At 45.7% G+C, this 17,787-nt stretch carries 14 protein-coding genes; 4 read left to right on the top strand and 10 right to left on the bottom strand.

The window, feature by feature from the left end; all coding sequences use genetic code 11:
* Nucleotides 1-2: 2 nt before the first annotated feature.
* The 3 genes from proC to gatB all read right to left on the bottom strand — a co-directional run bounded on the left by proC (nucleotide 3) and on the right by gatB (nucleotide 3,520).
* Nucleotides 3-806: a pyrroline-5-carboxylate reductase gene (gene proC / locus ACYVFD_RS12255; protein ID WP_461090361.1), complete on the bottom strand. Its 804-nt coding sequence runs from the start codon at nucleotides 804-806 to the stop codon at nucleotides 3-5.
* A gap of 93 nt (nucleotides 807-899) precedes the next feature.
* Complete coding sequence (locus ACYVFD_RS12250) at nucleotides 900-2,033, bottom strand: redoxin domain-containing protein (RefSeq protein ID WP_461090360.1); 1,134 nt, start codon at nucleotides 2,031-2,033, stop codon at nucleotides 900-902.
* Entirely contained in the window at nucleotides 2,030-3,520 is a 1,491-nt protein-coding gene (gatB, locus tag ACYVFD_RS12245) for an Asp-tRNA(Asn)/Glu-tRNA(Gln) amidotransferase subunit GatB (RefSeq protein ID WP_461090358.1), read from the bottom strand. Before gatB ends, ACYVFD_RS12250 begins: the two co-directional genes overlap by 4 nt.
* A 176-nt stretch (nucleotides 3,521-3,696) precedes the next feature.
* Here gatB and ACYVFD_RS12240 point away from each other — a divergent pair, with 176 nt between their 5' ends.
* The gene (locus ACYVFD_RS12240; protein ID WP_461090356.1) at nucleotides 3,697-4,584 is read left to right on the top strand and encodes a cupin-like domain-containing protein; all 888 of its coding nucleotides are present in this window, start codon (nucleotides 3,697-3,699) and stop codon (nucleotides 4,582-4,584) included.
* A 170-nt stretch (nucleotides 4,585-4,754) separates the two neighbouring features.
* Here ACYVFD_RS12240 and ACYVFD_RS12235 read toward each other — a convergent pair whose 3' ends face one another.
* The 4 genes from ACYVFD_RS12235 to ACYVFD_RS12220 all read right to left on the bottom strand — a co-directional run bounded on the left by ACYVFD_RS12235 (nucleotide 4,755) and on the right by ACYVFD_RS12220 (nucleotide 9,276).
* Nucleotides 4,755-5,591, bottom strand: coding sequence for a phytoene/squalene synthase family protein (locus ACYVFD_RS12235; protein WP_461090354.1), 837 nt, complete (start codon nucleotides 5,589-5,591; stop codon nucleotides 4,755-4,757).
* Between the two features lie 124 nt (nucleotides 5,592-5,715).
* Complete coding sequence (locus ACYVFD_RS12230; RefSeq protein WP_461090353.1) at nucleotides 5,716-7,188, bottom strand: phytoene desaturase family protein; 1,473 nt, start codon at nucleotides 7,186-7,188, stop codon at nucleotides 5,716-5,718.
* 329 nt (nucleotides 7,189-7,517) lie between these two features.
* Entirely contained in the window at nucleotides 7,518-8,033 is a 516-nt protein-coding gene (locus ACYVFD_RS12225) for an RNA polymerase sigma factor (RefSeq protein ID WP_020597432.1), read from the bottom strand.
* A gap of 274 nt (nucleotides 8,034-8,307) precedes the next feature.
* A complete protein-coding gene (locus ACYVFD_RS12220) occupies nucleotides 8,308-9,276 on the bottom strand; it encodes a KpsF/GutQ family sugar-phosphate isomerase (protein ID WP_461090352.1) in 969 nt (322 codons plus the stop codon).
* 107 nt (nucleotides 9,277-9,383) lie between these two features.
* On the opposite strand from ACYVFD_RS12220, the gene recQ reads away from it, so the two are divergent.
* The 3 genes from recQ (at nucleotide 9,384) to ACYVFD_RS12205 (ending at nucleotide 14,262) form a co-directional block, all read left to right on the top strand.
* Complete coding sequence (gene recQ / locus ACYVFD_RS12215; RefSeq protein ID WP_461090351.1) at nucleotides 9,384-11,594, top strand: DNA helicase RecQ; 2,211 nt, start codon at nucleotides 9,384-9,386, stop codon at nucleotides 11,592-11,594.
* Between the two features lie 93 nt (nucleotides 11,595-11,687).
* Nucleotides 11,688-12,974 carry a phosphoribosylamine--glycine ligase gene (gene purD / locus ACYVFD_RS12210; RefSeq protein ID WP_461090350.1) on the top strand — a complete coding sequence of 429 codons (1,287 nt, stop codon included), beginning with the start codon at nucleotides 11,688-11,690 and terminating at the stop codon, nucleotides 12,972-12,974.
* A 97-nt stretch (nucleotides 12,975-13,071) separates the two neighbouring features.
* The gene (locus tag ACYVFD_RS12205; protein WP_461090349.1) at nucleotides 13,072-14,262 is read left to right on the top strand and encodes a PSP1 domain-containing protein; all 1,191 of its coding nucleotides are present in this window, start codon (nucleotides 13,072-13,074) and stop codon (nucleotides 14,260-14,262) included.
* Between the two features lie 44 nt (nucleotides 14,263-14,306).
* Here ACYVFD_RS12205 and ACYVFD_RS12200 read toward each other — a convergent pair whose 3' ends face one another.
* The 3 genes from ACYVFD_RS12200 to ACYVFD_RS12190 form a co-directional block, all read right to left on the bottom strand.
* Nucleotides 14,307-15,299: a hypothetical protein gene (locus tag ACYVFD_RS12200; protein ID WP_461090348.1), complete on the bottom strand. Its 993-nt coding sequence runs from the start codon at nucleotides 15,297-15,299 to the stop codon at nucleotides 14,307-14,309.
* An 8-nt stretch (nucleotides 15,300-15,307) separates the two neighbouring features.
* A complete protein-coding gene (locus ACYVFD_RS12195) occupies nucleotides 15,308-17,194 on the bottom strand; it encodes a M56 family metallopeptidase (RefSeq protein WP_461090347.1) in 1,887 nt (628 codons plus the stop codon).
* Nucleotides 17,195-17,327: 133 nt separating this feature from the next.
* Complete coding sequence (locus ACYVFD_RS12190) at nucleotides 17,328-17,687, bottom strand: BlaI/MecI/CopY family transcriptional regulator (protein ID WP_461090346.1); 360 nt, start codon at nucleotides 17,685-17,687, stop codon at nucleotides 17,328-17,330.
* Between the last annotated feature and the right edge of the window lie 100 nt (nucleotides 17,688-17,787).

The raw sequence follows: 17,787 nt of genomic DNA, 5'->3' as shown, positions 1-17,787 counted from the left end.
TACTAGCCTTTCGATAATTCTGTAGCCCGGACCTGGGCGGCTTTGATACCAGCGACTAAGGTATCGGCCAGGGCCCCGCCTTCAAACGTTCGAAGAGCAGCTTCGGTAGTTCCGCCTTTGGAAGCTACAGCTTTGATCAGATCGTCCAGCGATTTGTCGGCGTTATTGATCAGGTGATAAGCACCGAGCATGGTTTGCTTGACGAGTAAGGCCGAAACGGCATCGTCGAAACCCATCTGTTTCCCGGCATCGATCATTGCTTTCACCACATAGTAGAAATAAGCCGGGCCGCTACCACTCAAGGCCGTAACGGCATCGAGCATGGCTTCGTCTTCGAGAAAAATGGATCGGCCAGTAGCATTGATCAGGTTTTCAACCCGGCGAAGATTAGCCAGATCAACTTCTTTGGCGGCTGTGAAACCGGTAATACCCATGCCCAACATAGCTGGTGTGTTCGGCATGGCGCGTACCACCAGCGGATGGCCTAGCTTTTCCTGAATCTGCGCAATTGGAATACCGGCCATAATCGACAGAATCATCTGATTCGGCTGAATGATAGCCCGAAGTGATTCGCGAACGCTGTTGAAATCCTGGGGTTTTACCGACAAAATAATCAAATCGGTTTCGCCGACATGCGGCCCAATAGTTTCAACGACTACCCCCGCTTTCTCGGCTTTCAACGCTTCCGAGCGATCGGCGCTTTTTTCGATTAAGAGTAAGTTTTCTTTTTTTACCAGATCGTACTGTAAAAACGATTTGGCAAACGCCATACCCATGTTGCCGCAACCAACAATAGCAATTTTCATAGTGAAGGGAGTGAAGGGAGAAAGTAGGAAAGGGACGAAGGGAGTAAGATAGCCTTTCTCCCCTTCGTCCCTTTCCTACTTTCTCCCTTATATTTATTTAACTTGTAACACTTCTTCTAGTTTTTGTTCCAGTGCCTCACCTCGTAAGTTTTTGGCGATGATCTTGCCTTCTTTGTCAAGCAGGAAGGTAGCCGGAATGGCCTGAACGCCGTACTGCTGGGCGGCTGCCGATTGCCAGAATTTTAGGTCCGAAACGTGTGTCCAGGTCAGGTTGTCGTTGCGAATAGCTTTCACCCACTTGTCTTTCGTCTGGTCGAGCGACACGCTGTAGATGGCAAACCCGCGATCCTTGAACTTATTATACATTCGGACCACATTCGGATTTTCGGCACGGCAGGGACCACACCAGGAAGCCCAGAAATCGATAAGAACATATTTTCCTCGCAATGATGAGAGGGCAACCGGCGCTCCAGTGGTGTCGCTCAGAGCAATTTCAGGGGCAGAGGCACCAATGGAAACGCCCTTGATCCGGGCTACCCGACCAATCAGTGACTTTGCGTGTGGGCTATTCGGATTCTCTTTCTCAAACTTTTGGGCCAGTTGATCGTAAAGAGCGAAATCGGTATCAATATTGATGAAATTCAGGGCGAACAACGATACCAGCGATGTTCCCATTTCGGGTAGCATGGCTTTGACTTTATTTACCACATCCTGCTCAGCAGTTTGGTATTCCTGCTCGATCTGAGCAATTTTTTTGTTGTCTTTCTTTTCCGTAGCAGCCGCAACCTGTTTGTTCCACATTTGCACTTTGGCTTCCATGTCGGTACGGAGCGTGTTCAGTTTCTCGTAGTACTCCATGTTTTTAGAGCCCATCACCGTCGATTTACCCATCTGACCGGTTTTCTGATCCATTCGGAAGCCGTCGGCTGTTACTTTCAGCGTTTCGCCACCTTCAACTAGCAGGGCCATTTTCTGTCCACCGCCTACATTGAGGATGAATACATCACCACCCTCGGCCACTTTACTGTTGAGCGTAAAGGTGTTATCAGCTCCAACTTTTGTGGAGTCGATTTTACGGGTAGGCTGGGAGTTGGCTTCCAGATAGACATAACTCCCTGGAGTTGCTTTTGCGATTTTGCCGGTTACTGTAAAAGGCTTTGTGATTTGTGCGTTGGTTGTCAGGCTAAGGGCCATTAGGCCAGCCAGGCAGCATACTAAGTGTTTCATTTTTTTTGTAAGGTCTTCGCTAACAACTCATTCACCAATTTGGGGTCGGCCGATCCTTTCGACTTTTTCATAACCTCACCGACAAACAGGCCCATCAAATTCTTTTTGCCTTTGTGAAACTGGTCTACTTTATCGGGCCAGGCTGCCAGTACTTCTTCTACCAACGTTTGTAATGCGTCGGTATTGCGATTCTGAATCAATCCATTGGCTCGGGCCAGTTCTTCAGGCGAAGCATCAGGCTGGTTGGTCATTAAACCAAATACCTGTTGCGCTGCCGTTTGACTGATCGTGCCATTCGCAACTAATTCAATTAAAGCCGCTAATTGGCTAGCCGAAACCGGAAATTGACGTTCGCGCAACGTTTTTTCCGTAAGCTGTCCTTTAACGGGACCCATTATCCAGTTCGATGCCGCTTTGTAATGGGACGTATGCTGACAAACAACTTCGAAATAGTCGGCTAGTTCTTTGGCATCCGTCAATAAAGCCGCATCGTACTCAGGCAATCCATAGGTAGTCGTAAACTTTTGGAACAAAGCTGTTGGGAGCATAGGCATTTGCGCCTGAATGTCGGCCAGCCACTCATCCGAAATAACCACGGGCGTGAGGTCGGGGTCGGGGAAGTAGCGATAATCATTCATCGTTTCTTTCTCCCGCATGGCATAGCTCAGGCCGGTTGCTGCATCGAATGTGCGGGTTTCCTGGGTAATCTTCCCGCCCGTTTCGATCAGTTCGACCTGCCGCCGGAATTCGCCATCGACTGCCCGCATTACGTTCCGTATGGAGTTCAGGTTTTTCACTTCAACCTTCGTGCCGAGATTGGTAGCACCTTTAGGACGAATCGAAACATTTACGTCGCAACGTAGCGAACCTTCCTCCATATTCCCGTCGCAGATGTCCAAATGCCGAACTAACCGGCGTACTTCGGTCAGGTATTGCCCGGCTTCGTCGGCTGTTCGGATGCAAGGCTCGGTAACCATTTCGATCAGTGGAGTACCTGCCCGGTTATAATCTAACTGAGTGGCCCATTCGTCACCATCATGGATGCTTTTTCCGGCATCTTCTTCGAGGTGAATATGGTGTAGTTGAATAGTCGTCTGGTAAGGCTGGCCGGTTACCGGGTCTTTTACTTTTACTAAAATGCCGCCACGTACACAGACTGGTCCTTTGTCCTGCGAAAGCTGATAGCCCTTTGGGAGATCAGGATAAAAATAATTTTTGCGGGCAAAGATATTTCGGCGTGTAATCTCACTTCCACAGGCCAGCCCCATCCGTACCGCATACTCAACCACTTTCCGGTTTAATTTGGGTAGAGTACCCGGATGTGCCAGCGTAATCACACTGATATTTGTATTGGGTTCCGCTCCAAACGAGTTGGCATCGGCCGCAAAGATTTTGCTCTCTGTAAGCAACTGACAGTGTACTTCCAGTCCGACAACTAGTTCGTATCGGGAAAGAACGTCTGGCGGTAGGGCTGCTTCGGCTACCATAGGTAGAAAATAATGATTTTACGCAAAGATAGCTAGAAATCAAACAGAGGGTGCAATGATTGGTAGAGTATCACGGAGTGTGTGGAACTACCGAACAGTAAATAGGTAAAAAAAGAGTTGTCCTCCTCCGTGAACGTAAAGTCTAAAGAGTAAATGACTACTGACCAACCCATAAGATGGATACCCAAACAGTTGAACTGGTTCGTGAAGGAGCCCTGGTTGTTGAAAAAAAATACAATTTGAGTTACGAAGAGTTTGCAGAAAAGCATCTTTTCGCGAATTATCCGGTCGTGATTGGCGATGCCTGTGCTTCCTGGTCGGCGAAGAATAAGTTTACTCCTGAGTTTTTTAAGAAACACTATAGTGATCGGGAGGTAGAAATTTCCGGGAAGAAATATACGCTAGGCGAATACATCGACTGGATGTTGACTGGTACGGAAGAGAATCCGGCTCCTTATCCCTGTACCCTTCAGATTGAGCGTGATTATCCAGAACTGTTGCCCGACGTTTTGCCTCGGTTCAAATACGCGCTGCCCGATCGAATCAATAGTAAGCTGTTACCCAAGCGGTTTTTGTCGGGCGCTAATACACTGGAAATATTTTTTGGCAGCCCTGGCGCTCAGTTTCCCTATGTGCATTACGATTACATGTGTTTGCATGCGTACATCACCCAACTTTATGGCGAAAAAGAATTTACGGTAATTCCACCCGATCAAACCCCTTATGTCTATCCACGGCCCGATAATCTTTGGGTGTCGCAGGTAGATGATATCTGGAATCCCGATCTGGAAAAATACCCCTTATTTGCGAAAACAACTCCGATAAAATTTGTCGTAGGCCCCGGTGAAACGCTGTTTATTCCCTGCGGATGGTGGCACACAGCAAAATCGTTGACTCCTACTATTTCAGTAGCGCTGGATTGTCTGAACGATTCCAACTGGAAAAATTTTATGAACGAGGTCGATATGAATATGCAGCAACGTCGGCCTAAATTGGCTAAAGCGGTTCAGGGTTATTTGGCCGTACTCGGTTCTGTGCTGGGGACTATGGAAAAAGTGGCTTGAAAAATGGTTGAATAAAACTGCCCGCCGAACTGTGGCACGGCTAATACAAGCGTCTGATTATCAACTATGGAATCAGCCGTGCCACAGTTTAAAATAGACTCTCGAGCAATTGAGTGGTTGAATTGTTCAATGGTTGGCTGTGATCGTATCTATCACCCAATCAATTGTTTTCAGATCACATTCAGGCGATGCATCAGGTATGTCTGTGCTAAGAGGGCCAGCTTTTGCGGATTTGGGACCCGAATTCGCTCATGTTGAATTCGGGAGGCAGGAAGCTGTTTGATTTTGTTGAATAACGTCTGGTAATATATGTAAGCCAGATAAACGCCCATTCGCGCCCCACGTGGAAGGTTCATGATGCCAATATACGCTTCGTCGAAGTCGCGTTGTATGTCGGTTTCAATACATTTTTTGACGTCGAGATCGAAGTTACTGAAATCGATGTCGGGAAAATAGGTACGGCCCCGCTCCACATAGTCGCTTTTCATATCTCGCAGGAAATTTACTTTCTGAAAGGCGGCTCCTAGTTTGCAGGCAGGTTCACGCAGACGGTTAAATTCGGACGGATTTCCCTCGCAAAAAACCCGCAAACACATCAGTCCGACAACTTCTGCCGATCCATAAATGTATTCCTGATAACCTTCCATGGTGTAGTTCTGATGGTACAGGTCCATTTCCATGCTTTTCAGGAAAGACTCTATCAACTCCTGCTCGATTTGGTATTGCCTGACAACCAGCTGAAAGGATTGTAAGACTGGATTCAGGCTGATTCCTTCTTCAATGGCCTGATACGTATCGAATTTGAAACGGTCCAGCAACGTCTTTTTGTCGTATTCGTGGAAGGTATCCACAATTTCGTCGGCATACCGGACAAATCCATAGATGGCGTAGATCGGAAAGTGAAATTTACGATCGAGTGTTTTAATGCCAAGTGTAAACGATGTACTGTATCGTTCCGTGATCAGTTTACTACATTCTAGTGCAGTTTTATTGAACAACGCCATCATAGAGTTTTAGCAGGAAGGGTTAATGAGTAAACGCGCAAAAAGATACGAATCCTAACTGTAAAGGCTATACATTCTTAGTAAATTCGATTTTATGCTATTTTGTTTAGTTATTTGGCACATAAAGTTAAACAAATTCTTTTGTAACTTCACTAGCTACTACTAACCCTGAGATCAGAGAAGGCGGTACACCTGGTCCCGGAACGGTGAGCTGACCGGTGTAGAACAGGTTGTCTACCTGTTTGTTCTTTAACGATGGTTTTAAAATGGCCGTTTGCCTGAGCGTATTGGCCAATCCGTATGCATTGCCTTTAAAGGCGTGGTAATCGCTTTTGAAATCGCTGTGGGCATAGCTTCGCTTAAACACAATATGATTACGGATGTCTTCGCCCACGTAGGCTTCCAGCCGATTCATAATTAGGTTAAAATAATGCTCACGGGTTTCGTCATTATCAGCAAGGTCAGGTGCTACAGGGATGAGTAGAAACAAATTTTCGCATCCATCAGGCGCTACGCCAGGATCGGTCTTTGACGGCGCTGAGGCATAAAATAACGGTTTGCTCGGCCAGCGTGGCGTTTCATAGATTTCCTGTGCGTGCAGCTTGAAATCCTCGTCAAAAAAGAGATTATGATGTTGTAGGCGTGGAATTCGCTTATTCACGCCAAGATAAAATAGCAGGGACGACGGAGCCATGACGCGTTTCTGCCAATAAGCATCATCGTAATTTCGGTATTGTGGATCAACGAGTTGTGTTTCAACATGGTTGTAATCGGCCCCGGCTATAACCACATCTGCTTCAAAAATTCCATTTTCTGTAATGACCCGCCTGGCTTTCCTGTTGGTAATCTCAATCGATTTAACCGTCTGATTCAGTAATAATTTAACGCCTTTCTCTTCGGCCAGGCTAACCATTGCCTTAACGATTTCATACATGCCGCCCATCGGATACCACGTTCCCAGTGCCATTTCGGCATAATTCATCAGGCTATACATGGCCGGCGTATTTTCGGGCGTAGCACCCAGGAAGAGAATGGGAAATTCGATGATTTCCAGTAAGCGTGGGTTTTGGAAGAATTTACGGGCGTGGGTAGCAAAGGATTGGAAAACATCTAGCCGCGTTACATCATACAACAGTTTCAGGCTCAGGAACTCGCTGATGGACCGGCTGGGTTTCCAGACAAACTTATTCATGCCGACCTCATACTTATAGGAAGCCTGTTTCAGAAACTGCTGAAGTTTTGCCCCACTTCCCGGCTCAATATGATTGAAGAGCTTTTCCAGATTTTCGACACCGGCAGGAAGATCGACGACTTCAGTAGAACTAAAAATTACCGAATAGGAAGGGTCGAGCCGAACAAGATTATAGTAATCAGAAGGTTTTTTGCCGAATTGGGCGAAATACGTTTCAAAAACATCGGGCATCCAATACCAGCTTGGTCCCATATCGAACGTGAATCCTTTTTCCTGAAAAACTCGCGCCCGTCCACCTGGCATGGTATTCTTCTCAAGAATTGTGACATCATAACCTTTATCGGCAAGGCTGGTTGCTGCAGCCAAACCGGCAAATCCGGCGCCAATGACAAGAACGCGTTGGGGCATTAGTCAAAAAAATATTGATTGAGTAATAGAAATTTGCCTGGAGAAGGCTAATTTTTTTGTGAACCTACTTGAAAATTGATCAAAAAGTAGTCGGAACAACGTCAAATATTGACGATTAATGTAAGCAGATCAGAGAGATAGTAAGCTTACCTAAACTTGTGGGGAGTATTATTACGGAGTAATTTTATTTATATGTGGTTGTTTTTCAGTATATTACAACAAAAAAAGTTGGGCGGACACCACCCAACTTTTTCGAACCTTCCTCTTTTTTAACCAAAAACTACTCAATCAATATCTCTTAGACGGAGGGTCACTAAAAAAGTATCGCATTAAGAATTAAAATATGCGTAAACTTTTAGCTGATCCTTCAGTTCTTTCCGGGCAATGTGGATCCGGTTCTTCACCGTGCCAATAGGAATATTGAGTTTTGCTGCTATTTCGTGGTACTTAAATCCACGGAAATGCATCATAAATGGGGTTTTGTATGTGTCGTCGAGGCCATTCACCGCCCGGTTAATATCATCTTGTGCGAAAGATGAGTAAGCCAGATTATCGGTGCTGCTCTCTATTGAATTAATGTAATGCAAATTATCGGTTGTATCAATAAATGTATTCTTACGCACCATGCGCTGGTAGTTTGTAATGAATGTGTTTTTCATGATCGTATACAACCAGGCTTTCAGATTGGTCCCATCCGTATATTTATCACGATTGGTAAACGCTTTCAGCAGGGTGTCTTGCAGCAGATCGTTCGCATCTTCAACATCTTTCGTTAAACGTAGCGCGAATGGGCGTAAAGATTTAGACACTTTGCCAATATGGTTAGTAAATTCGAGAGCTGTCATGGCTGTTTAGTTTTTCTGTTGAATCACATCTGCTCTCTCTAAGACAAAAAAACAACCAGTCTGGTCAGGAACGCGGCAAAGTTGAATAGATTTAATAATAATTTGCTGATTATCAATATATTAATTTTTGCCAAATTTGTTCAGTATAAACAAGCGGCCAATAGATAATCCTTGTAGAGTGTGGAATATTTCCCCCATTGTGTGGAATCTAAAGTGTGGATTTTGTTTAAAGTTTGTGGAAAAGGCTTGAACAAGGTTTGGCTTGATAACACAATTATACCAGCCCTTCCTTCAATAAATCGTGCAGATGCACAAAGCCAACTACCTGACCAGCCTCAGCAACAATGAGTTGTGTAATGTCTCGTTCCTGCATCAGTTGTAAAGCAGCTACAGCATATTCATCGGGAGTTACGCAAACGGGTTGTTTCGTCATCACATCCTGCGCACAGAGTTGCCAGAATGAGGTATGGTCATAAGCCGTTCGTCGGATATCGCCATCCGTCACGATTCCAGTCAGTGATCCTGTTTCATCGACAACGGCAGTAGCACCCAGCCGATTTGCCGAAATCGTAAAGATGACTTCGCGGACAGGTGTATCGAGCAATACTTTCGGACACTGATTATGTGGAAAAATATCCGCTACTTTCAAATATAACTTCTTCCCCAACGAACCACCTGGATGGTAACGGGCAAAATCCTGACGGGTAAAGCCGCGTAATTCTAACAGGCTCACAGCGAGGGCATCACCTAACGCCAGGGCAACAGTTGTACTGGTTGTGGGAGCCAGATTGAGTGGGTCGGCCTCATGTTCGGTATACCCGTGAAGTACATAATGAGCATGGCGAGCCAGATAGGAGTCCCGATCGCTAACCAGCGCAATAAGTCGAACGTCTGTCCGCTTCAATAAAGGGATTAACACTTTGATTTCGGCAGTATTACCGCTTTTCGAAATAATCAGGACCGCATCGTTATCCTGAATCATACCCAGGTCACCATGAATCGCATCGGCCGCGTGCATAAATAAGGCGGGTGTGCCGGTCGAATTCAGAGTCGCTACAATTTTCTGCCCAATCAGAGCGCTTTTACCTACACCCGTTACCACCAGCCGACCGGTGACAGTAAGCAACATATTAACAATAGCATCGAATTGATCGTCAAGTAAATCAACGACCTTGCGGATCGCTTCGGCTTCGGCCAGAAGTACCGAACGAGCAATCGTATTAGGATTTTTTATTACTTTCAATGTCAGATTTAACAATCAGGAACCGTTTGCTGCGTATATTCGCTAACTTTATAAAACAAAGATACGGCAAGCAAAGAGAGTAAAGTAACTTTTGTACGATTTGTAGAATGATGCAGGTTGATGAGTCGATTCATACGACGCTAAAAGAACGACTAAAAGAAATATTCGGGTATAGTCAATTTCGGGGAGAACAAGAAGCTATAATCTACAGTATCCTGTCGGGACGTAACACGTTTGTTATTATGCCTACAGGTGCCGGTAAATCACTGTGTTATCAGCTTCCCGCAATTGTTAACGATGGGACTGCGGTGGTCATTTCGCCACTTATCGCTCTGATGAAAAATCAGGTCGACCAGCTCAATGCCTTTGGAATCAACGCGCAATTTCTGAATTCGACGCTATCAAAAGCGGAGATGAACAAGGTCAAAAAGGATACGCTGAATGGTTCTCTTAAGCTGCTCTACATTGCGCCCGAGTCTCTGACAAAAGAAGAGAATTTGGACTTTTTAAAGAAGGCCAACATTTCCTTCGTGGCTATCGACGAAGCACACTGTATTTCGGAATGGGGACATGATTTCCGGCCTGAATACCGCAAAATTCGTGGCATCGTCGATAATATTGGCAATTTGCCCGTCATTGCGCTGACGGCAACCGCTACCCCTAAAGTACAGCAGGATATTCAGAAAAACCTCCAGATGGAGGATGCTCACCTTTATAAAACATCCTTCAATCGAAAGAATCTATACTACGAAATCCGCCCAAAAGTTGATGCTAAAAAGCAGCTCATCAAATACATTAAGCAGAATAAAGGCAAATCTGGTATTGTGTATTGCCTAAGCCGTAAAACTGTTGAGGAAATAGCTGAGCTGCTAAATGTCAACGACATAAAAGCGCTACCATACCATGCCGGGCTGGACCCTCAGACCCGGATGAATAACCAGGATGCGTTTCTGAACGAAGATGTAGATGTCGTTTGTGCTACTATTGCGTTCGGGATGGGTATCGACAAGCCCGATGTGCGGTTTGTTATTCACTACGATGCCCCTAAATCGCTTGAAGGCTATTACCAGGAAACAGGCCGGGCCGGCCGCGACGGACTGGAAGGCAACTGCCTGATGTTCTACAGCTACGACGACATTGTTAAACTGGAGAAGTTTAATAAAGATAAGCCGGTTACAGAACGAGATAACGCCAAGCATCTGCTCACCGAAATGGTGTCGTATTCAAACCTGGGCGTATGCCGTCGTCGTCAACTGCTGGGCTATTTCGGAGAATTTCTGGACAAAGACTGTGGCTTCTGCGATAACTGCATGAAGTCCACCGAGAAGTTTAAAGTTCAGCATGAAGTGGTGTTGGCGTTGCAAACAGTGCTGCAAACTGATCAGCGGTTCGATGTAGCGCACCTGGCCGATGTACTTACCGCAACCAGCAACCAATATGTGACCAGCTATGAGCACGATAAGCTGGCGGTCTATGGTAAAGGTCGTGATTTTAATGACGACTGTAACTTCTGGTGTTCACTCATCAAACAGATAACGATTTATGGGTATCTGGAAAAAGATGTCGATAACTACGGAGTTCTGAAACTAACCCAGAAAGGGCTGAACTATATCGAGGATCCGTATCCAATAACGCTGGCTAAAGATCATGATTATGAGCAGGCTGCCAACGAGACGAAAGACGACGACGATCGGGATTCGACGCCAGCCGGTGGTGGCGCTGCCTATGATGAAGAATTGCTTGGCTTGCTAAAAGCCCTTCGGAAAAAAATTGCCAAAGAAAAGAACCTGCCTCCGTATGTTATCTTTCAGGAAACATCGATGGAGGAAATGGCAACGACCTACCCCACCACGCGCGAAGAAATGGCGCAGATCAATGGTGTTGGGATGGGTAAAGTGCAAAAATTCGGTCGACCGTTTATCGATCTGATTGCAAAATACGTTGAAGAAAATGAGATTGAGACCGCAAAAGATGTAGTCGTTAAGTCAACAGTTAACAAATCGAAAGTTAAAATCTTTATCATTCAGCAGATTGATCGAAAGATTGATTTGGATGAGATCGCTGAATCCAAATCCATATCAATGGAAGATCTGATGGAAGAAATTGAGCATATCTGTTATTCAGGTACACGGCTCAATCTCGATTATTATATCAATCAAGTAATGGATGAAGACCGGCAGGACGAAATCTACGACTACTTTATGACCGCAGAGAGCGACAACATCGCGATTGCCATGCGTGAATTTGGTGGCGATGATTTCACTGAGCAAGATCTACGCCTGATGCGTATCAAATTCCTGTCGGAAGTAGCCAATTAAAATAGGAGTTAGGAGTTAGGAGTGAGAATACTGGCGCAAGCTAAATGCCGCCGGAGGGATTCTCACTCCTCGCTCCTAACTACTCAACTACGAATGAATATACTTATACTAGGGTCGGGAGGACGCGAGCATGCTTTTGCCTGGAAATTGGCGCAAAGTCCCTTATGTGATAAATTGTTTGTAGCGCCCGGTAATGCCGGAACCACTCAGATCGCTACGAATATACCAATTAGCTATAATGACTTCACGGCTGTTGCCAATACAGTTCGGGAGGAAAAAATCGATCTGTTGATTGTAGGGCCAGAAGAGCCGCTCGTAAAAGGAATTGTCGATTTTCTGCGGCAACAACCTGATTTGACGGATCTGCGCATTGTGGGTCCCGATGCAAAAGGGGCGCAACTGGAAGGGAGTAAGGATTTCTCGAAGCAATTTATGGTACGGCACGGAATTCCTACGGCCGCTTCAAAATCCTTTACTGCTGAAACTCTTGAAGATGGCCTGGCTTACCTGGAAAATCATTCCTTGCCCATTGTTTTAAAAGCCGACGGCCTGGCTGCCGGAAAGGGCGTGATTATTGCAGAAACCTTAGCCGAAGCTCAGGCTACGCTAACAGATATGCTTGGTGGGCAGAAATTTGGTGCTGCGGGTAGCAAAGTCGTAGTCGAGCAATTTTTGCGGGGCATAGAACTGTCGGTGTTTGTATTGACCGATGGCGAAAACTATAAAATCCTGCCTGAAGCAAAAGATTATAAGCGGATTGGCGAAGAGGATACTGGGCCAAACACAGGTGGAATGGGCGCTGTTTCGCCAGTCGTATTTGCGAACCAGACCTTCCTGAAAAAGGTTGAAGATAAAGTAGTTAAGCCCACATTGTTGGGTCTGCAAAAAGAGAGTATCCGCTATCAGGGATTTATTTTTGTGGGCCTGATGAAAGTAAATGGAGAGCCTTTCGTGATCGAATATAATGCTCGCATGGGCGATCCTGAAACGGAAGTGGTGTTACCGCGCATTCAAAGTGATTTTGTTCAGTTGATGGCGGCTACTGCCGATGGTGAACTGGATAAAGTATCGGTGCAGGTATCGCCACAAACGGCTGTTACTACAGTATTGGTATCAGGTGGCTACCCCGGTGATTATGAGACGGGGAAAGCTATTTCGGAATTAGAGCGTTTGGAGGACGTAACGGCCTTTCATGCCGGAACAATGGCAAAAAATGGGCAGGTACTGACCAATGGCGGGCGCGTACTGGCTATTACAGCACAGGCAAACTCGCTCGAAAATGCTGTCCGTAAGTCGCAGGAAGCGGCCCGGATGGTGCAATTTGATGGAAAACAGTATCGGAAAGATATCGGGCTCGACCTACTCCGGTACGCGGATTAACTGAGTTGTAAAGTTATAGGGTTATCAAGTTGTCCAGTTTCAACAGGAAAACTCAACTTATAGCGCTACAACTCAACAACTTTATAACTTTAAACATATGTCTTGTAAGTCCTGTGCAACCGGCGGGTGTGGAACCCAGCGTGGTGCATCCGATGGGGAGAAAACAGCCACCAAAGGATGCGGCAGCGGAGGGTGTAGCACTGCAGGCTGCAATAAATTAAATTCGTTCGACTGGCTGAGCGACGTAGCCATGCCAGGAAAGAATCGATACGATGTTGTAGAAGTAAAATTTAAAGGTGGTCGGAAAGAGTACTATCGGAATGTCCACCAGCTCGATCTGACCACGGGCGATTATGTCGTGGCTGAAATGCAGTCGGGATTTCATATTGGTGCTGTTTCGCTGCAAGGCGAACTAGTCCGGTTACAGGTCAAAAAACGGGATATAAAAATTACCGACGACACCAAAGTTATTCACCGGATTGCCACGCCGAAAGATATGGAACGTCATGATCAGGCTATTCTGCGTGACCTTCCGGCCTTGTATCGTTCCCGTGAAATTATCCGGGAGCTGAAGCTCAATATGAAATTATCGGACGTTGAGTTTCAGTCCGATAATACAAAGGCAACGTTCTATTATTCGTCGGAAGAGCGGGTTGATTTCCGGGAGCTGATTAAAATGCTCGCGAGTGAGTTCAAGGTGCGTATCGAAATGCGGCAGATTAGTCTTCGTCAGGAAGCAGGTCGGCTTGGCGGTATCGGCTCCTGCGGGCGTGAACTCTGTTGTTCGACCTGGCTGACGGACTTTAAAAACATTGCTACCTCAGCGGCCCGGTATCAAAATCTATCCTTGAATCCGGCCAAGTTATCGGGTCAGTGTGGACGGCTGAAGTGTTGCCTGAATTATGAGCTGGATACCTATATGGATGCCTTGCGCGATATTCCGACGATTGAAAAACCACTGGAAACGCAGAAAGGCCGGGCTTTTTTGCAAAAGACCGATATTTTCCGGAAACTGATGTGGTTTGGATATAGTGCCGAAAGTACCTGGCATGCCCTGCCCATTGGCCGTGTGCTTGAAATCGTTGAACTGAATAAAAAGGGGATTATTCCCGAGTCGTTCGAGGTACTGACACCTATTACGGAGAAAGAGCCGGTTACGGCAGCCGCTCTCAATAGCGATCTGCAAAAGCTGGATGCCAAATACACATCCCGGCCTGGCAAAAAGAAAAAAAAGAAACCGAAAGGCGCTGAGAATCAAAAGCCATCAACAAACGGTAAAGCCTCCTAACATCAAGAAGCCGACTCATTGAGTCGGCTTCTTGCCATATATTGTTAAAAGTCTCCTGTATAAAATGGGCTGAAAACGTAATAGGTACTGTCGCGTTTGGCACGTTTTGGAGTAGTTTGAATATACATTGTGAATCGGTGCTGTCGATTAGGGCCATCTGCCCATTCTTCGAAGGAACGTTCTCGCGTATAGAGCTTGTCTACTTCTCTGACGTGTACTTCTTCAATTGCCGAGGGTTTTACTGACAATCCGTTTATATATAAATCGATATCAGCGGCAAATTCATCGTAAATCTTTAAATGTTCGTTTTTAGTTCTCGTTACAAACGCAAGTTTGTTGCTGAAGAAAGTGGCTTCCAGCAATTGGTTCATAGAGAAAGTGCTCGATTTACCAAGTGGGTAATCAGATACAGCATTGGCTACTAAAAATTGCTTCCATTTTAGCCTGCTCATATCCACAGTTGGTGTCTTGTGGGTTGTACTGATGAATACGCGATATAATTCTGGGTATTTATCTGCGCCGGGAGCATCTTCCAGCTTTTGGTAAATCAACATATCATTGATCTCTTCAAATGAAATAGCTGGTAAGGTTTGAAATTGTCGGCCATTTACAAAAACTTTTACTTGTTGGCTATTAATCGGTTTAAGGGCTAAATGACCGTCTCGTAAGCACAAAATGTCAGGATAATTAAATAAAGCAGATGACGTAATCCGTCGGCCATTAACAATCATACGTTGATCGGGTACCGACAATCCTGACTGTCGGAACCAGGGTAAGCCTTTCTCTTCAAGTTCGGCAGCTAATAAGCGAGTTGCGTTTGTTACGGGGAAGGGCGCTTTTAAGCCTTTGATAATATCGCCTTTATAGGTTTCGGTGTAGTCCTCCACCTTATGTTTACAGGCAAATCCCATTGCGCACATCAGTAACACCCAAATCCCATAACGCCACCATACAGCGGATTTTGAACGATGGCTATTCATCATAACCACTCGCTCTCGCAATGATGGGCCACTAAATCGGTTCGTAAAGGAATACATGGTTAGTGTTAATTACCTTCGTTGAAGTAAAAGAGTAAATAGCGCATTCCAGGGCGTTTGTCTGAATCTGACCCTTTTCCATACAGGACAACTAGCGTATAAAACTGCTTTATTTTCCACATTCGGATTGCTTGGGGAGCCACAGGTTCATTATTGATGAATACTTTAGCATAATCAGCGGTCTCGTCTACCGAAAGCGAACTATCAGGCTGAACGGTTAGATAACTATTACTTCCCGACTGGCTGATAATTTCTTCTTTACTAAACCGGCGGGGGCCTATGCCCAAATGGCCATATTTACGCTGGCCAGCTTGAACTAGCTTTTCCATTGCTTGATCCTTTATAAGCTCTATGACAAATTTTTCGTCTTCAGCAGCCTTTTTGCGAAGTTGTTCAGGAATCTCATAATCTTTATAGTAGCGAAGACCGCCTGTACCAGCAGTGTGAGATTTGGGGCCAATGCCTACAAATCCTGCAATGGATGGTATTGGTTTATTATCATTATTTAGCTCATCGCAACTCGTGCCACCTCCCGACGCTCGTTTGATCGATACCTGAAGCCGGGTAATATACGCATACAGCGGGTCGTATTTAATCTCGTTCAACTGCATAGTATGACCATGTTTGGCAAATTCCTGCTTCATAACCACCAGATCATCGAACGTAGTCTTTGGTGTTACAACCCAGAATAGCCAATTTCCCTGATACTGAATATAGCGAGATGGGCTGCTACGAACAGAGTCTTTGTCAGTAGGAACTTCCTCAGATTTAAGTATAAGTTCAGCTTGTTGTGAAGCAGGCTGAGACTGAGGTGTTGGCCCAGTATTAGGTTTAGATATTTCTGCCTGATGAACAACGGTGCCAGATACTTCTGTCGCTGAAGGTACGGTTTCTTTAGGCGTAGTTGCTATCGCAACGATTGACGCTGCAATGGGTCTAGGTAAGTAATGACTTAACACGTTAATATGCTGTGGACGAGCAAAGGCTGAGGCCACTGTCAGGGCAGCAATAAAAAAAACAGGGTACTTTAACCAGCTAGCCTTAGACGATTCTCGCTGATTAATCATCCGAATCCGCGATTTGAGCTGCGATTTGCTGAAGTGATTACTAATTCCCGATTGCCCTGAGGCCAAGCTCACTTTCAGTAAGTTATACTGATAGGCTTTTGCATCGACTCCTTCGGCCAGTACCGTTCGGTCAGCACTGAACTCAAGCGTTTGGTGAACAAGCTGACGGAACAAATAAGCCGCCGGATTGAACCAGAAAATGATGCAAACCAGTTCGGCGCCGATCATGTCGAGGCTATGACGTTCCCGAACATGTACCCGCTCATGCCGTAAAATCTGATCTAACTCGATGATGCTATGTTGCGACGGATTCAGGACAACCCAGTTGAAAAAGGAAAACGGTGAAGTTACCTGCTCATTCGTTACCAGCGTAAACTGGTCGTATGGCTCCTGAGTTGATCGGTTAATGAGTTTTCGAAGTGACAGTACTTGCAGACCGAACCGGATAGCCAGAAGCAGGACACCCAGCGCATACAGTAGGATTAGACCTAATTGCCAGGACCAGCTAAATGGCTTGGGTAGCTTCTGAAAAGCCTGATACGTTTTTTGATTCGGAAACGTAATGGTTACGTCTGGTTCTGTAGTTGGTGACTTTGGAAGAACCCTCGGAACAATGATCTGAGCTGTTCGATGCATCACGGTTCGTACCCGCTGTGGGCGCCAGTCGGGCAATTCGAGCAAAGGCAGAATCAGCGCACCGGCCAGACCAAGCCACAACGCCAGCCGATTGGCACCGAAAAACGTTTCGCGTCGAAGCAAAACGTAATAAGCAAGGCTCACTACGGCCAAAAGACCATTGGCTAAAACGACATAGCGAAGGGTTTCCATCTTGATACGAGTCAGAAATAGTCAAGGGTTGTCAAGCATGGTCAGGCAGTAGCCAAGGATTGTAAAGTATGGTCAGGAGCGCTAATTCTGACAATCCTTGGCTACTGCCTGACCACGCTTGACGATAGATTCACTATTGTTTTTCAATCATCGCCAGGATTTCACGCAACTCGTCGGCCGAAATTTTCTCATTCTTAGCAAAGTAGCTGACTAGATTTTTGTACGAATTATCGAAGTACTCATCCACTACTTTTGTCAGAACAAACCGATTCTGGTAGGCTTCCTTGCTAATAATTGGGTAGTATTCATGTGTATTACCGTAAGCCCTATGGCCCACATACCCCTTTTCTTCCAGGTTGCGGACAATCGTCGATACTGTATTGTAGTGTAGAGGAGGGTTCGTAAACTGCGGAACCATATCTTTTACATAGGCCTGCTCCATTTTCCAGAGCACTTGCATAACTTCTTCTTCTTTGGCTGTTAGCTTTTCCATAGAGCAAAGCTAAAACTATTTTTATCGTTTGCAAACTATCGAGATAGTTTTTTGCAATTTGAAAAGCCAGTCTGCCCGTCGTAGTTTTGTGTATTCTTTC

The organism is Spirosoma gilvum, from assembly GCF_054776815.1.
The sequence above is the reverse complement of the archived record's forward strand: the minus strand, read 5'-3'. Positions and strand labels throughout refer to the sequence as shown.